19 protein-coding genes and 1 pseudogene are annotated in these 15071 nt (G+C 70.9%); 11 read left to right on the forward strand and 9 right to left on the reverse strand.

Annotated features, from left to right (window positions below):
- The first annotated feature begins 63 nt into the window (after window positions 1-63).
- Both ACQKM2_RS15760 and ACQKM2_RS15765 read left to right on the forward strand, forming a co-directional pair.
- Window positions 64-1203 (forward strand): serine hydrolase domain-containing protein, encoded by a 1140-nt coding sequence (locus tag ACQKM2_RS15760; RefSeq protein ID WP_427710063.1) that lies wholly within the window; start codon window positions 64-66, stop codon window positions 1201-1203.
- A 36-nt stretch (window positions 1204-1239) separates the two neighbouring features.
- The gene (locus tag ACQKM2_RS15765; protein WP_427710064.1) at window positions 1240-1722 is read left to right on the forward strand and encodes an SCO4402 family protein; all 483 of its coding nucleotides are present in this window, start codon (window positions 1240-1242) and stop codon (window positions 1720-1722) included.
- 43 nt (window positions 1723-1765) lie between these two features.
- On the opposite strand, the gene ACQKM2_RS15770 is transcribed toward ACQKM2_RS15765, so the two are convergent.
- The 6 genes from ACQKM2_RS15770 to ACQKM2_RS15795 form a co-directional block, all read right to left on the reverse strand.
- The gene (locus tag ACQKM2_RS15770) at window positions 1766-2215 is read right to left on the reverse strand and encodes an NUDIX hydrolase (protein ID WP_427710066.1); all 450 of its coding nucleotides are present in this window, start codon (window positions 2213-2215) and stop codon (window positions 1766-1768) included.
- A gap of 63 nt (window positions 2216-2278) precedes the next feature.
- Window positions 2279-2764 (reverse strand): NUDIX domain-containing protein, encoded by a 486-nt coding sequence (locus ACQKM2_RS15775; protein ID WP_427710068.1) that lies wholly within the window; start codon window positions 2762-2764, stop codon window positions 2279-2281.
- Entirely contained in the window at window positions 2761-2922 is a 162-nt protein-coding gene (locus ACQKM2_RS15780) for a hypothetical protein (RefSeq protein ID WP_427710070.1), read from the reverse strand. Before ACQKM2_RS15780 ends, ACQKM2_RS15775 begins: the two co-directional genes overlap by 4 nt.
- A gap of 369 nt (window positions 2923-3291) precedes the next feature.
- Window positions 3292-3600 carry a hypothetical protein gene (locus tag ACQKM2_RS15785; protein WP_427710072.1) on the reverse strand — a complete coding sequence of 103 codons (309 nt, stop codon included), beginning with the start codon at window positions 3598-3600 and terminating at the stop codon, window positions 3292-3294.
- Complete coding sequence (locus ACQKM2_RS15790) at window positions 3597-5075, reverse strand: S1 RNA-binding domain-containing protein (protein WP_427710073.1); 1479 nt, start codon at window positions 5073-5075, stop codon at window positions 3597-3599. Before ACQKM2_RS15790 ends, ACQKM2_RS15785 begins: the two co-directional genes overlap by 4 nt.
- Before the next feature lies 1 nt (window position 5076).
- A complete protein-coding gene (locus ACQKM2_RS15795; RefSeq protein ID WP_427710075.1) occupies window positions 5077-5679 on the reverse strand; it encodes a recombinase family protein in 603 nt (200 codons plus the stop codon).
- 165 nt (window positions 5680-5844) lie between these two features.
- Here ACQKM2_RS15795 and ACQKM2_RS15800 point away from each other — a divergent pair, with 165 nt between their 5' ends.
- Both ACQKM2_RS15800 and ACQKM2_RS15805 read left to right on the forward strand, forming a co-directional pair.
- Window positions 5845-6441 carry an HD domain-containing protein gene (locus ACQKM2_RS15800; RefSeq protein ID WP_427710077.1) on the forward strand — a complete coding sequence of 199 codons (597 nt, stop codon included), beginning with the start codon at window positions 5845-5847 and terminating at the stop codon, window positions 6439-6441.
- A gap of 49 nt (window positions 6442-6490) precedes the next feature.
- The gene (locus ACQKM2_RS15805) at window positions 6491-6661 is read left to right on the forward strand and encodes a hypothetical protein (RefSeq protein ID WP_427710079.1); all 171 of its coding nucleotides are present in this window, start codon (window positions 6491-6493) and stop codon (window positions 6659-6661) included.
- A 10-nt stretch (window positions 6662-6671) separates the two neighbouring features.
- Here the strand turns inward: ACQKM2_RS15805 and ACQKM2_RS15810 are convergent, their stop codons facing one another.
- Complete coding sequence (locus ACQKM2_RS15810) at window positions 6672-7160, reverse strand: DUF3995 domain-containing protein (protein WP_427710081.1); 489 nt, start codon at window positions 7158-7160, stop codon at window positions 6672-6674.
- Between the two features lie 275 nt (window positions 7161-7435).
- On the opposite strand from ACQKM2_RS15810, the gene ACQKM2_RS15815 reads away from it, so the two are divergent.
- Window positions 7436-7570: a hypothetical protein gene (locus ACQKM2_RS15815; protein ID WP_427710083.1), complete on the forward strand. Its 135-nt coding sequence runs from the start codon at window positions 7436-7438 to the stop codon at window positions 7568-7570.
- A gap of 14 nt (window positions 7571-7584) precedes the next feature.
- Window positions 7585-8256, forward strand: coding sequence for a restriction endonuclease (locus ACQKM2_RS15820; protein ID WP_427710085.1), 672 nt, complete (start codon window positions 7585-7587; stop codon window positions 8254-8256).
- A gap of 7 nt (window positions 8257-8263) precedes the next feature.
- On the opposite strand, the gene ACQKM2_RS15825 is transcribed toward ACQKM2_RS15820, so the two are convergent.
- Window positions 8264-10201, reverse strand: coding sequence for a pentapeptide repeat-containing protein (locus ACQKM2_RS15825; protein WP_427710087.1), 1938 nt, complete (start codon window positions 10199-10201; stop codon window positions 8264-8266).
- Window positions 10202-10672: 471 nt separating this feature from the next.
- On the opposite strand from ACQKM2_RS15825, the pseudogene ACQKM2_RS15830 reads away from it, so the two are divergent.
- A pseudogene (locus ACQKM2_RS15830) lies at window positions 10673-12042 on the forward strand (transposase); the annotation flags it as partial.
- 21 nt (window positions 12043-12063) lie between these two features.
- Here the strand turns inward: ACQKM2_RS15830 and ACQKM2_RS15835 are convergent.
- Complete coding sequence (locus tag ACQKM2_RS15835; RefSeq protein WP_427710089.1) at window positions 12064-12309, reverse strand: hypothetical protein; 246 nt, start codon at window positions 12307-12309, stop codon at window positions 12064-12066.
- 217 nt (window positions 12310-12526) lie between these two features.
- Here ACQKM2_RS15835 and ACQKM2_RS15840 point away from each other — a divergent pair, with 217 nt between their 5' ends.
- From ACQKM2_RS15840 to ACQKM2_RS15855, 4 genes are all read left to right on the forward strand, one after another.
- On the forward strand, window positions 12527-12895 hold the full coding sequence (locus ACQKM2_RS15840) for a hypothetical protein (RefSeq protein ID WP_427710091.1): 369 nt from the start codon (window positions 12527-12529) through the stop codon (window positions 12893-12895).
- Between the two features lie 265 nt (window positions 12896-13160).
- Window positions 13161-14342 carry a helix-turn-helix domain-containing protein gene (locus tag ACQKM2_RS15845; protein WP_427710092.1) on the forward strand — a complete coding sequence of 394 codons (1182 nt, stop codon included), beginning with the start codon at window positions 13161-13163 and terminating at the stop codon, window positions 14340-14342.
- A gap of 172 nt (window positions 14343-14514) precedes the next feature.
- Window positions 14515-14832, forward strand: a complete 318-nt coding sequence (locus ACQKM2_RS15850) for a hypothetical protein (protein WP_427710093.1) — start codon at window positions 14515-14517, stop codon at window positions 14830-14832.
- Window positions 14825-15031, forward strand: a complete 207-nt coding sequence (locus ACQKM2_RS15855; protein ID WP_427710095.1) for a hypothetical protein — start codon at window positions 14825-14827, stop codon at window positions 15029-15031. Before ACQKM2_RS15850 ends, ACQKM2_RS15855 begins: the two co-directional genes overlap by 8 nt.
- Window positions 15032-15071 lie beyond the last annotated feature (40 nt).

A 15071-nucleotide genomic window follows, 5' to 3' on the forward strand; every position in this document is an offset into this window, starting at 1 on the left:
GGGGGCGCGGGCGGCGGGTTGCCCGGACTGCAAGATCGACATGTGGTTCGGGAGGGGCGGGGCATGACAGCGGTCCAGGGCACGGTGGTCGCCGGTTTCGAAGGGGTACGGGCGGAGTTCGCCGGCTTCCTCGCGGGCGAGGAGCACGCGCCCGGCTCGCAGCTGGTGGTGTACCGGGGCGGCGAGCGGGTGGTCGACCTGTGGTCGGAGGGGGTGGGCGCCGAGTCCCTCCTCGGCGTGTTCTCGTCCACCAAGGGCGCGGCGTACCTGGTGACGGCGCTGCTGGTGCAGGACGGCCTGCTGGACCTGGACCGGACCGTCGCCTCGTACTGGCCGGAGTTCGCCGCGGAGGGCAAGGGCGGGGTCACGCTGCGCGAGTTGCTGGCCCACCGGGCCGGGGTGATCGGCCTGGACGCCGGGTTCACGATGGCGGAGCTGGCCGACGACCGGGCGATCGCGGCCCGTCTGGCGGGGCAGCGCCCGTTCTGGCAGCCGGGACGGTTCTTCGGCTACCACGCCGTCGTGATCGGCGCCCTGGTCGGCGAGGTGGTGTTCCGGGCCACCGGGCGCACGCTGCAGGCCTGGTTCGAGGAGCGGGTGCGGGCTCCGTACGGGCTGGACCTGTGGCTGGGGCTGCCGGAGTCCGAGGAGCCGCGCGTCCTGAGCACGCTGCCGATGCTGCCGACGCCGGAGCAGGCGGCCGAGATCGAGGCGGGCGCCGCGAGCCCGTACGGCCTGGGCGGGATCGCCTTCAACAAGCACGCCCCCGGCAACGTCGACCTGTACGCGTTCCCCAACTCGCGTGCCGTGCGGGCCGGGGGCCAGGCGTCGGCGGGCGGGATCGGCTCGGCGCGCGGTCTGGCGGGCATGTACGCGGCCGCCGCCTTCGGCCTGGACGGGCAGGGGCCCCTGCTGAAACCGGACACGGCCGCCGAGTTCGCCCGGATCCACTCCGAGGGCAAGGACCTCGTCAGCGGCGCGGCCAAGGCGTTCGGTCTCGGCTTCCAGAGCTACGGCCCCAACTTCCCCGCGCTCGGCGCGGGCGCCTTCGGGCACAGCGGCGCCGCGGGCTCCCTCGCCCTCGCCGACCCGCGGCAGGGTTTCGCGTACGGCTACACCCGCCGCCGGTACGCCTTCCCGGGCGGCGCGGCCCCGGAGAACGACCGCCTGCTGCGGTCGGTGGTCCGGGCCCTCGCCGGCTGAGGGACGCGGGTGCGGTGCGGTGCGTACGCTTGGCCCGTGATCGATCACGGCATCGCCCTGCCCGCCTACCGCCTCCACGTCGTGCCGGCGGTCGTGGCGCTGGCCAGCCCGACGTGGCAGCGGGAGGTGTGGCTCGACCCGGATCGGTTCGAGGACCTCGACTACACCGTGCGCGTGCTCTTCGACGACTTCTGCGATGCGGACGAGCCTCTGCCCTGGCTGGGGCAGAGCCTTCGCAGCGAGGAGGAGGTCGAGCTCATGGCCCGTCTCGGTACCGCCTACGGGGCGGTGCAGGACGCGGTCGGCGCCGCCGCCCGTGACGAGGTCTACCTGGACTCGCCCGGCTGGTCCGCCGTGGTCTCCGCGGCGGCCCGGCTGGCCCAGGTGCTGGTGGCGAACGACCAGCTGGCGTTGAGCCGGTCGCACGACGCCGGCCGGGGCGGGACGGCCGGGGCCGGGCCTGGGCCTGGGGCCGGGCCGGTTGTGTCCGGGACGGACGGCGGGACCACCGGTTCCTGAGCCGGTCGGCCGTGACGGCGCTCCGGCGGCCCTGCGCGGACGGCTACGGCCGGACCGCCCGTGTCACCCCGGCCGTGCGCAGGGCGTCGGCGGCCGCGGGCGACAGCATGGACTCCCGCAGCTCCGCCACCGGGATCCAGCGCACCGCGTCGGTCGAACCGTCGGCCTCGACCACCGTCGGCGCCCCCGCGTCGAGTTCGACGGCGTAGAAGAGCGCGGTGAGGCTCCAGCTCACGCCCAGCCGCCGGACCGCGTACGTCCGCGCGTCGAGCAGCCGGGCGGCGGCGAGTCCGAGTCCCGTCTCCTCCCGCAGCTCACGGGCCAGGGCCTCCACGGGCTGCTCGCCCGGATCGATCCCGCCGCCCGGCAGGTGCCACAGCCCCGGGGTGAAGACCGGCGACTCGTCCGACAGCCGGGTCAGGAGCAGCCGATCGTCGTCCACCGCGACGGCGTACGCCGAAACGCGCGTCCGTACCCGATCCTCGACGGCCACGGCCCCCACCCCTCCCACATCGACGGTCCGAGGCGAGAACTCTAACGGCCGGTGGCGGCGGGGCTACCACTCCAGGTAGGCGACGGTTCCCGTGCGGCGGGCGGCGTCCGTCGCCTTGAGGCGGGCGAAGCCGGCGGGGCGCATGGTCCGTTCCCATTCCCCGAGGGTGCGGACGCGGAGTTCGGTGTGCTCCTTCGGGTCGAGGGTGATGCGGCCGATCTGCTCCTCGGTGAGGTGGCCGCCGTCGAAGACCACGCCGAACTTGTTCAGCGGCCAGTGCGCGCCCTGGGTGATGAAGTGCACGGCGAGGAGCTTCTGCGGCCCCTCGAAGGAGATCCCGGTCTCCTCGAAGCACTCCCGCACCGCGCACTCCCACGGTGTCTCGCCGTGGTCCATGTTGCCGCCCGGCCACTGCCAGGTCTCCACGTCGCCCGTGGCGCGGAGCTGGATCGGGCGGCCCGCGGTGTCGGTGAAGTAGAACGCCGCGTAGCTGGTGGCGTTCGCGATGGTCCTGACGTACTGCTCGGGCGGCAGCCAGGTGCCGGTCATACGGGGGTCTCCTGCTCCGTGGGGGCGTACGCGGCCGCGGGTTCCAGCCCCATGGCCGCGCGGCGCTCGTCGAGGCGTTCCGGGTCCTGGACGGGGGCGGCGCGTCGGCGCAGCTCGGCCGCGACGGCCGGCCGGGTCGGCCGCTCGTTCGGGTTCATGCGGTGACTTCCACGATCAGCCTCCCGATCGGCTCCCGGTCGTCTCCCGGTCGGGGCGGAGTGCCGGTCCGTGCGGGCGGCGCCACGCTACCGGGGCGCCGTCGGCGGTGGACGCGGAACACGGAAAGTGCCCTTCCGCCGGGCGCGCTGCGGGTGCGCGGTAGGCGGCCCGGTGGCCGTCGACCCGCCCGGCACCGCTAACCTCATGCCCCGGAAACGGGGAGGGGCGGGGATACGGGGATGGAACGGACGGTCATCGAGTCCGTCGCGTGCTGGGCGGCCCTGTTCTCGTATGGCTACGGCAAACGGACATGCAGCGCAGGGTGATGCTCGCGGCTGAGTCGGGCGCGAGGGCCGGTGTCAGTCGGGTTAGCGGGCTGTGATCGCACGACGGGCGGCATCCCAGACCGCCTCGAATTCTTGCGCGGTCAGTTGATCGGGTTCGTGTCCCTCCCACTGTGAGACAGGGAGCTCGGCAGTAGCCCCGAACATTTCTTCGTACTCGGCCAGACCCCCTGCCTGCTGGGCACGCTGCCATTCGTCCAGGGACGCAGCCGCGATCGGGGTCAGTTCGGAACCCTGGAGTTCGACCTGTCGAGTCACCCAGCCGCCGGCGTCGACCTCGAAGTAGAACCAGATGGCTTCCTCGTCCCAGAAGCACCGCATCCACGTCGTCACCGGTCGGCCTGCCTCTGCGACAGGGCAATGCGGCGCCGTACGAGATCGACATCCATGATCTTCACGGTGAGGGTGTCGCCGACCTCGATGACGTCCTGCGGCGCTTGATCCAGCTCGTCGGTGTGCACGAGCCCCTCAAAGCCGTCCTCTCGGTCTTCGATGCGGACGAAGACGCCGAACGGCACGATCTTGGTGACCGGCCCTGTGACCACTTGGCCGATTCTCTCAGCTACCTGCGGCCATGGGTCTTCCTGCACTGATCGAAGCGACAGCGGCACCCGTTCCCGGACCATGTCGACGTCGAGGACCTCGGCTGTGACCTCCTGGCCGACGCTGACGACGTCGGATGGGTCGTTGAAGGGACGCCAGGACAGTTCCGGGATGTTGATCATCGCGGTGAAGCCGCCGATGTCCACGAAGGTGACGCCGAAGCTGGCTATGGTCGTCACCGTGCCGGTGACGACCTGGCCGCGGCGCAGGGTCTTCAGGAACGCCCAGTCCCGGTCGCTGGGTGTCGGCTCGGTCTGCCAGCGCGCGCGGAGTACCCCGTCACTGTCGGGCAGCACAGCGGTGAACAGCGGGAGATCTTCACCGGCGTACATGGATACGACGCCGGCAGCACGCGCGCCGGCAAGCTGCGAGGGCACGTCCTCGAACTGGGTCTCGTCCACGACCGTGCTGGTGATCTGCCCGTCTTCCTTCTCGCAGATGATTTCCACGAGGCCTTCGTCGGGCAGGGCGGCCACAGCGGTGTCGACATCGGTGAGCAGGTCCGGCCAGACGGCCAACTGTGCGCGTGGGGTCAGCCGGGAGCGCACGGTCGCAATGTTGTCGCGGCTCAGGCGGTGCCACCGGGAGGCGTTGGAGGCGAAGGTCTCCTCCAGGAACGTGGCGCGGTGGGCGCTGACGGTCCAGCCAAGGCGGGCCCAGAAGTCGGCGTCGGCCGGGCGCTGCACGTATGCGGGGTCGTCGGGGGCGAAGTCGTACGGCGATGCGTCCAGGCGTTGCGTGAACAGGCCGAGCGCTCGGGTGCGGGTCAGCGCGGATTCGCAGGGCCGGCTGCTGCCGAGGTAGAGGTACTGGTCCCAGCCGACGTGCACCGTGAACTCTCCCTCGACCTCCAGGCGGCACCAGGCCCCGTTGTCGCGGAGCATCGCTCGGACAAGTTCCAAGCCGACACCGATCGGCACCAGCGCCCCGTCGTGGAACCCGGCGGAGCCGGCGGGGAAGAGGCCGGCCAGGCCGTAGCCGTCGACCGGTGGCTCCAGGCCGAAGTGGACGAAGCCTCCGAGCTGCGGCTCGCGGATGGCCAGCTGGTCGACGCCGCTGTCCTGGGCGAAGGCGGCGACGGCCTGCAGGTAGGCGGCTTCGACCGGCCCGTGGTCGCTGGTCGTGTCCTCGGTGCCGGCGTAGTGGCCGTGCTGGTCGCGATCGGCGGGGTCGTACTTGGTGACCTGATAGACGTAGGGCAGCACGTCACTGCCCACCGGGAGTCGACGGCGTGGCTGCGTTCTGGTGGCGTTCAAGGACGCGGTAGACCGTGGCGCGGCTGACGGAGAAGAGCTCGGCGAGGTCGGCGATGGTGTACTCGCCGGACTGGTGCTGCCGGACCAGGTGGCTCTGCTGGCGGGCGGTGAGCTTGGGCTGCTTCCCCTTGAGCTTGCCCTTGGCCCGCGCAACCGCCATGCCTTCACGGGTGCGCATGCGCAGGAGATCGACCTCGAACTCGGCGAAGGTGGCCAGGATGTTGAAGAACATCTTGCCCATAGGGTCGGCGGGGTCGTAGAGGGTGTCGCCGAGCGAGAGCCTGACGCCGCGGGTGGTGAGGGAGTCGCCGATGTCGCGGGCGTCGGGTACCGAGCGCGCAAGGCGGTCGAGCTTGGGGACGACGAGGGTGTCGCCGGCGCGGACCGCCGCGAGGGCCTGGGCCAGGCCGGGCCGGTCGCGGTTCGTTCCGGTCAGCCCGTGGTCCAGGTGGATCCGGTCCTCCGGGACGTCCAGACCGAGCAGGATCCCGCGCTGGGCGGTGAGGTCCCGCTTGTCCAGACTGCATCTCGCGTAGCCGACGCGTTCGCTCATGCCCGGAGCGTACGGTAAGCCCCCGCTCAGCGTACATTTCACCGGACACCCTGAATGAGACGCCGTCGGCGCAGGTCGGCCATCCCGGCCGGGCAAGATCATGATTGTCCGTTGAGGGTTCCTCCATCGGACACAATCGACGACCTCGGTCAGTACCCTGACGCGGTGACAACCGACACCGTCTTCCTGAGAGCCGTGAGCGGCACCGTCGACCTCCCCCTGCTCCCGCTGCCAGATCGTGTCGCAGCGCTACTGTCGGTGCTGGGCGTTCCGCCTCGGCTAGCGGCCCACCTACGCGCCGTCCACGACGTCGCGCATCAGCTGATCGACTGGGTAGCGGAGCGCTATCCCTCCGTGGCGATCGACCGGGAGGCGGCGCTGTTCGGGGCCGCGACGCACGACATAGGCAAGACAGTGCACCTGGCCGAGCTCTCCGGACCCGGGGCGGCGCATGAGGAGACCGGGCGGGCCCTGCTACTCGAACGCGGCGTCAGCCAAGAGCTCGCCCGCTTCGCCGCGACCCACGCGTCGTGGACGCGATCGGACGTCGTTCTGGAGGACCTTCTGGTGAGCCTCGCCGACAAGATCTGGAAGAACAAGCGCGTTCCCGACCTGGAGGACCTCGTCGTGGCCAGGCTGGCGGAGGCCACCGGCCGGCCGGAGTGGGAGGAGTTCCTCGCGCTCGACGAGATCCTCTCCCGCATCGGCGACGAGGCCGACGCACGCCTGGCGTTCCAGGCGTCCTTCCCGATCCACACCTGAGGACTACGCCGCCACCCTGGGTGGCGGCCTGGAGCGGAACGCGGTGGTCATGCGGGTGCTGCGGACGGAGCTCCGCGTCGGGCTGGCCGAGGTCAAGACCGTGCTGGGCGAGGTGCTGGCGGGAACCCACTCGGGCACGCTGCCCGAGATGGAGCTCCTGGCCCGCAGGCTGCGGGCAGCGGGCATCGACGCCGTTGCCGACCGGCCGCGGTCGCCCTGAGCCGGCGGGGTCATCGGTCCCCGCGCAGTCTCTTCCAGGCGGCCAGGCCGAGCATCAGGCCCCACAGGACGAACAGCCCGTACCAGAACAGGCCCCAGGCGGCCTGGGGGTGGGCGTCCTTGGCGGCGAAGGCGGGGGCGGAGACGACCCGGCCGGCGGCGAGCAGGCCCTGCATCGCGAAGTAGGTGAAGCCCCACAGGGTCATGCCGGCCGAGGCGGTGAGGGACAGCGCGCAGAGCGTACGGCGCGGCAGCCGGCACCCCCAGGGCCGGACCAGGGCGAGCGCGACGGCGGCTCCCGCCACGGCGACGGCGCCCATCACCCAGTACCCGATGGCGGCCTCCCAGGTGCCGTGCGGTGCGGAGGCGAAGTCCCCGGGGAAGGTCGCGCCGACTCCGGCGCCCCACCAGAAGTGCGGAGCCGCGTACGCGAGCGCCGCGCCCGCCGCCACATAGCCCGCCCAGGCCTGCCGTACTGCTGTCGTCGTGGCCGTCGTCATGTCTTCCCCCGAGGTCCTGGTTCTGCTTGTGCTTCTGGTTCTGGTTCTCGTCCGGCACGCCGGCGCGTCCCGTCTGGGAAGACTCTGCCTGCCGGGCCCCTGGGGCACGTCGGCCGCCGGGACCGAGCTGCCTCCCCCGCGCGGGGGAGGCGTCACGGTCCGATCAGATGATGATCACGAGCAGCGACCGAATGGTGACGTGCTGTCAGCGGCGTCTGCTTTCATGGATCAGTCGCGCGGGGAGGCGCGACGCGACCACCGAGGGGGATGCGGCTGTGCCCTGGATCAACACGTACGTGAAATCGGACGGCACCAAGGTCGGCGGTCATTTCCGGTTGCCTCCGGGCGCCCGGCCGGAGCCGACGGTCTCGTACCCGATCGTCTTCCCCAGCCCGGTGGGCGGCCGGTGACCCGGCGTCGGCCCGTGAGGCGCCGCAGGCCCCGCAGGCGCGGCGGCTCGGAGGAACTGTGGGTGCTCGGGCTGCTGGCGGCGGTGGTCTTCGGCCTGATCGCGGCGGTGCTGTCATGGCTGGCCGCGCATCTCTGGGTCCTGGTCCTGCTCTCGGCGGCCGCGGCCGGCGCCGGCTGGGTGTGGTGGCTGCGGCGGCGGGAGACCGCCCGTTGGGCGCGGGTCCGGGCCCAGGGGCTGCGCTACGCCGTCGAGCAGCTCGACGGCCTCCACTACAACGACTTCGAGTTCGCCGTGCGGGACCTCATGCACCGCGACGGCTGCTCCGACGCGCAGAAGGTGGGCGGCCGGGGCGACAACGGCGCGGACGTGAAGGCCACCGACCCCTACGGGCGCCGCTGGGTGATCCAGTGCAAGCACCGCAAGGCCGGCTGGTCCGGGTCCGCGGTCGGCACCCCTGACCTCCAGGTCCTGAACGGCACCGGCCGCCAGGTCCACGGCGGGGACGTCCTGGTCATGCTCACCAACGGGCGGTTCTCCGGCCCCGCCCGCGAGTTCGCCGAGTCCCAGCGGCTCCACCTCGTCGACCGCAACCTGCTCGCCCAGTGGGCCGGCGGGTCCCGCCCCCTGTGGGAACTCCTGCGCGCCGTACCGCCGCCGCCCCGGAAGCCCACGTCCCTCTCGTAGCGGCCGGCTAGCGCTTCAGCCGGCTGCGGACGGCCAGGACGGCGAGTCCGAGGAGGGCCGGCTCCGTGAGGCGGGACGCCATCTCGGTGTAGGTGCCGGCGGTGGTCAGGTTCTGGCCGGAGGAGCGGAAGACCACCGAGTTGACGACCACCCTCAGGGACTTCTCGAACCGGTCGGTCGTCAGGCGTTCGCGGTAGGGGCCGTCCGGGTTCGCCGGACCGGGTACGTCGGTGGTCATCGTGATGCTGCGGCCGGCCACCGTGCCGGTGGTCCTCGGCTTCGGGTCGTTCTGCGGCAGGCCCCACAGCATCATCGCCAGCACGGTGACGGTCATGGCCGCCAGGAGCCAGCCCAGGGCGCGCGAGGCCCGCTGCCCGTAGCCGGACAGCGCCCAGTACGCGGTGAGCAGGCTCCGCTCGGCCCGGGGGATGTCGTCGGCGTGGCGGCGCATCTCCATCTCGCCGTAGTAGAAGTCGGCGGCACCCGGTTCGTGCTTGCCGTCCTCGAAGGCCTTGCGCAGCTGCCGGTACACCGGGGCCAGTGCCGCCGGCTCCTGCACCTCCTCCCCCGGCGGCGCGGGCGTCCAGCCGTCGGCCGCCCGGCCGCGGGCGGCCCGCCAGTGGTGCTCCTCGGCGAGCGTCCGGCGCGGGGTCCAGCGCGCGGGCCGTATCCCGCGTCGGCGGAGGCCTGCGGGTGCGGCGGCGAAGACGTACCTCCCTTCGAGGCGGAGCTGGTCGAGGTGGACGGTTCCGGCGAGCAGGCACTCGGTGAGGTCCACGCCGGTCAGCACCAGGTGCGCGGCGTCCACTCCCCGTAACGACAGGATCCGCACGCCGGGGTCCGGGCGGCCGGGTCCACCGGAAAGACCTGGTTCATCCAGTTCCTCGCCGTCCACGGCGAACGGCCGGGGCCGGGCGGTGATGCCGAGCGGGCTCTCGACGACCGCGTCGCAGAGGTCCACGGCCGCGTACCGCAGCCGCAGCGCCGCCGTGGAGGTCCACCGCGTCCGCCGGCACCGTACGGCTGCCGCGGCGGCCTCCAGCGTCATGGCGGAGCCGAACACCGCCTCGGACAGGTCCAGCGTCCCCGCGCAGACCAGCGGGCCGACCCGTGCGGAGCCCTCGAACGCCGCTCCCGGGAACGACACCCGGCCGCCGGCCGTCAGCCCGCGGAGCGTGGTGACGCCGCTGATCCTGGCCCGGTCGAAGTGGCCGTCACCGCCGATGCGGGCCCGGTCGAGGGCGAGGAAGCCGCCGACCTCCATCCCTTTGAAGCCGGCGTCCCGCCCGGTCCTCAGTCCGTCGAAGACGGCACGGCCGCCCACGCGCATCCGTTCGAACGAGGCGCTGCCGCCGACCTCCGTTCCCTCGAACACGGCGCGCCGGCGGACCGTCATCCGGTCGAAGCGGGCGTCCCCTCGGATCCTCACCTGCCGGAAGAGGGCGCGGCTGCCGATCTCGGCCCGGTCGAAGGAGACGTCGCCGGCGACCTCGGCCCCGTCGAACACGGCGTCGCCGTCGATCCGCGCCAGGTCGAAGCACAGGGCGCCGTGGAACACGGCCTCCTCGAAACGGGCCTGGCCGATGCGGGGCCCGGGCGTGGAGGGCTCCGTGAGCGCGGTGAGGAGTTCCCCGAGCAGCCCTTCGGTGAAGGGGGTGCCGCGGTGGTCGAGGTCGGCGCCGGGCCGCAGTCCCGCGAGGTGGGCGGCGCGTTCGGCGCCGGGGAGGTGGGCCAGGCATCCGGCGTACGGCTCGACCCGCCGACCCCGGCATCCGGCGCCGCCCGGCAGGGCATCGGCGCAGTGCGGCCATGACGGTGCGTCCGGTGCGGTGCGGCGGTACGGGGCAGCGGTCATGCCCATGAGACGTGGGACGGCGAGCGGCCGGTTGCGCCGCCCCCGCCCCACGCCGGCCGGGGCCCGGGGGCCGAGCATGATCGTTCTCACTGGGATTTCCTGTACGCCAACTACTCACACCCGTGGTCCCCGCGCTCGACCGTTACAGCCGCTACCTGAAGAACCTGGTGCACATGGTCGGCGAGTGGCGGCACCGCGAGATCGGCTCCTGTGGCTGCGTAGGGCAGAAGCGGCTCTGGTCCACTTCTTGTGGTCGCGTACGCAGCGTGACTGTTGTTCGTCGTTAGATCGCTGTCGAGGTCGCCCGAAAATCGTCCTGCCCGGGTGGAGCGGGGTCGACGGTTCTGCCCCGTGAACGAAGTACGGCCGCAGCTGGAAGAGCTGCTGTTCTGGTCGGTGGACAGCGTGTCGGTGGAGTCGGTCGAGGTGGCTGACACTGTCGTGCGTGTGGCGGCCCAGACAAGGACCAGTGGGGCGGCCTGTCCCGGCTGCGGTAGTTGATCGAGGCGAAGTCATGGTTCCTACCTGCGGTTTCCCCGTGACCTGCCGACCGCTGGCAGGTTGGTTGTGGTGTCGTTACGGGTGCGCCGGTTCGTATGCGCGGAGGTGTCCTGCCCGCGCAAGACGTTCGCCGAGCAGGTGCCGGGGCTCACGCGTCGGTTTGGTCGGCGGACGGAGCGGCTGCGATCGACGCTGGTCTCTGTCGGTCTCGCGCTCGCGGGACGGGCCGGCGCCCGGATGTCGGACGCCTTCGGGAAGCGAGTCAGCCGGAACACTCTGCTGCGGCTGATCACCTCGCTGCCGGATCCGCCCACCGCCACCCTGCGGGTGGTGGGCGTGGACGAATACGCTCAGCGCAAGGGCCGGGTCTACGGAACCGTGCTCGTCGACGTCGAGACCCGCCGGCCCGTGGACCTCTTGCCGAACCGGGAGGCGGACACACTAGCTGCTTGGCTGTCCGAGAGGCCCGGGATCGAGATCATCTGCCGGGACCACGCTCGCTTCTACGCCGAAGGAGCCACCCGCGGCGCCCCACAGGCCCTCCAGGTCGCCGACAGATGGCACCTCTGGCACAACATGAGCGAGGCAGCCGAGAAGTGCGTCTACCGGCACCGCGGATGCCTGCGACCGGCACGCCACCGCCGGAGTCCCAGCCGGCTTCGGAACCGCCCGCGTCGTCGCCGTGGCCGACCGGGCACCGCTTCGCTGAACGGACCCGCGCCAAGCACGCCACCGTCCACGCGCTCCTGGCCGCCGGCCACAGCAAGCGGTCCATCGCCCGCCAGCTCGGCATGGGCTTCAGCACGGTCCTCCGCTATGCCCATGCCGCCGAGCCGGAACACCTGTTCACCGGCCAGTGGCAAAGCCGCCCCACCAGCCTTGATGCCTTCAAGCCCTACCTCGACCAGCGATGGCAAGAGGGCTGCACCAACGCCTGGAAGCCGTGGGAGGAGAACAAGGAACAGGGCTACCCGGACGGCTACAGCAGCGTTCGCGCCTACGTCAGCCAGAATCTCCGCGGCAAGCCCCAGCCGATCGGCCCCCGGCCGCCGTCCGCCCGCGCCGTCACCCGCTGGATCCTCACCCACCCCGACGCCCTGGCCGAAGGCGACCGGCTCCAGCTCAAGACCGTGCTGGCGAACTGCCCTGAACTGGACGCACTCGCTGGTCACGTGCGCTCCTTCGCCCACATGCTCACCCAGTTGCAGGGCCACCATCTGACGGCCTGGATCGAAGCCGTTACCACCACCGACCTGCCCAGCCTCCAACGATTCGCCCGGCACCTGGAGCGCGATCTCGACGCCGTCACGGCCGGACTCTCGCAGCAGTGGAACTCCGGAGTCGTCGAGGGTCATGTCAACAGGATCAAGATGCTGAAGCGCCAGATGTTCGGCCGCGCCAGCTTCGAGCTCCTCCGCAAGCGCGTCCTGCTCTACTCCTGAAAAGGCTGTTCAGGACGGATCGTCGATGAGACCGAAGCCCTCGGGGAACCCTTCCAAGAGCTCGCGGCGAGCCGGATTCGTCTCAGAGGCTGCCATCTCCCCGACCAGCTCGATCAGCTCCTGCTGCTGATCAGTCGGCAGCGTGCCGACCACGTGGGCAACGCCCTCCAGAACCTTGACCGCGTCGTCCGGGTCCATCTGCTCGTCTTCGCACCCCTCGATGAACCACAGCACATCGACCAGAGCCTCGGCCAAGGCACGAGTCAGGGACGGGTACGAGGACGTCACGAAGGGCTCCCAGAAGATCAACGGCAGAGTCCGGCCATCCCACCACACGCCACTGGCATCACCGTCCGTGAGCCTCCACAAGAAGTGGACCAGAGCCTCAGAAGTAGGAACAGGGGGCCGTCGTCTCGTTGTCGGGCTTCGGGGTCCTGGCCGCCGGAGATTGTCCGTGAGGGAGGATCCCCTCATGGACAGAATTGTTGATCTTGACGGGGCGGCTGCCGTTCTGGCCCAGCGGTCCGTGGGCTGGACGTCGGTCGGCCTTGAAGTGGGCCGGGCGACCTGGCGGGATGCCGAGGCGACCTGGCCTCAACCACTGGAGACCGACAGGACTCGGGTTCAGGATCCGGACTCGGTTGGCTTGGTCATATCCGGTCCGGCTGAAGCCGTGTTGTCGGTTGTGCTGTTCCGTGGCGGATGGGCCGATGTGGATTTCGTCGCTGACCTGGACGACTCCGGTTGCCTGCCGGCCTTGGGGATCACCTCGGCGGCGGACTTCGCGACCAGGATGGACCAGTGGGTGAGTCGTGTCTTCGGGAGCCTCGGCAGCGGGTGATCAGGGTCGCGGCGCCTTGGCTCACCTGGCCGCCCGTCTGAGCCAGTTGCGGCTTTGGAGGGCCGGCCACGAACCGCCTACAAGTTGCTGCGCGAGACCTCCACCAGCCTGAGGAACATCGGAACGGAAACCGGCGCCAAGCCCTGGCTGCGCTCCTGAGCACGTTGGCCTGTGCTCATGAACGCGAGCGCCCCGACCGGCATCCGGCCAGGGCTCCACCCGGCCTCCGTCGGCGGGTAACGTCCCAGTAGACGAAGGGGACGCTATGAAGTGGCACGAGCACACCACCGGTCAGCGGATCAAACTGCTTCGCGGAGTCATCACGCAAGAACAACTCGCTGAGGCCGCTGACCTGGCCGTCTCCACTGTCCGAAAGGCCGAGCAAGGCCGGGGACAGCTCTCCCTGCCCACACTTCTGCGACTCGCCCACGCTCTGGGCACCGACATTTCCGTGGTCGTGGGCCAGCAGCCCCCCAAGAGGGCACTGCTCGCGAACGACCGAACCACCCTGCGGGAACTGTCGCGCACGGTCCACGACACCGCAGCGGGGCTCGGCATCGACCGGGAGCCGGCTGACTTTGCCGCAGACCTCGCGGCAGGGTGGGACGCATATCGGGCCGGGCGCATGGACGTAGCCGGCCAGTTCGCGACGTCTTGCGTGAAGGACGCCGCAGCGGCTCTTGCCGGTGCCCCTGAAAACCACCGCATGGCCGCTCATGGGGTGCTCGCCGACGCCTACCGCCTCTCCTCATATGTCGCCAACCAACTCGGGGCCCGAGACCTCGCATACGCCGCCATCGGTCACGCAGCCATCCAGGCCCGAAAGGGTGGAGACCCTGTGCGGGAGGCGTCCGTGGCCTCTGGGCGCTCGTGGATCTACCTGCGGGACGCCCGACTCCAGGATGCCGAGCAGACCGCAGCCATCTCCTACACCAGCATCGAGCCGACGTACGGCAATCGTGATCCCGTGCTGTTGGCCACCTACGGCTGGCACGTTACGTTCGCCGCCGTCGTAGCGGCCCGCCAGGGCGATCCCGACGCTGCCAAAGACCTGCTCTCCCAGGGTTCCGCCGTCGCCGCCCGGCTTGGTCAGGACGTCATGGTCAACGGCACGGCGTTCGGCCCCTCCGCCGTTACTGCCCAGGCCATCGGCATTGCCGTATCCACCGGGAAGCCCGGGAAGGCTCTCCAGCTTGCCCAGGGACTGCACGACACGTCGTCTCTCCACCAGGCCGCGCGAAACCGGCTTCAGCTCGATATTGCCCTCGCCCAGTGCGACACGAAGCAGTACGACTCCTGCTTGGACACCCTTCTCACGGTGTGTGAGGAGCATCCGGATTGGGTGCGTCACCAGACACTGCCTGGCGTCATCGCCCAGCGGGCCGGGTATGCCACCACCTCCCGGTCCCGGAAGATCGCGAAGATCATCGGGGCTGCCCTCGCGTAAGTGATACGGGGCGTAGCACCCCCGCCGTACTTCGATTCCCGTAGTGCCACACACCCGCTCTTCACTCAATGCAGCGGCGCGATCACCCTGGAGTGGTCCAGCAGGCAGCCGGCTTCCGCCTTCCTCCTTCCTCCTTCGAAGTCGGCTGCATCCTCCGTCCGAGGAGCGCGCCATGGCCGAGCCCGTCCCTCGCCAGAATCAGGAACAGCCCAGTGAGGGCATCCCCTGGGCTGCGTTCGCTGTCCCGGCGAACATCACCGCAGCGTACGGCCAGCCTTCGCCGGCCCTGATGGCGCGAGCGAATCGCGGCTGGCACAAGCTCGGCGTCTTGCACGGTCGCAGCGCCGGCGATGCGCTCGGTGACGACTTCCCGGACGGCCCCCAGGAACGGGTGGCCACCGGGATTGGGCTCAGCCCGGCCCTGCTCGACCGGGCCCGTGCCGGCTGGGAGCGCTTCCTCAGCACCTCGAAGGAGGCCCCCGGTGAGTGAGCAGTACGCTTACCAGCCTCACCGTCTCCTCCGGAAGCGGGTCCGCGACATCGCGTCCGGCATCGAGGGCGAGCTGATGGCCGTGATCAACGAGAACGTCTCAGACACCGGCATCGAGCGCTGGATGGAGCTCGCGTACATCCGGAACGCGTCCGGCCGGGAGTTCACCACCGCCGTCGACAACGTCCAACCCGCCTAGCAGCTTCCCGCCCCGGCCAGGGGTGGGCAGGCCGGGCCCA

Origin of the sequence: Streptomyces sp. NPDC004126 (genome assembly GCF_050275515.1) — a bacterium.
Taxonomy (GTDB): Bacteria; Actinomycetota; Actinomycetes; order Streptomycetales; family Streptomycetaceae; genus Streptomyces.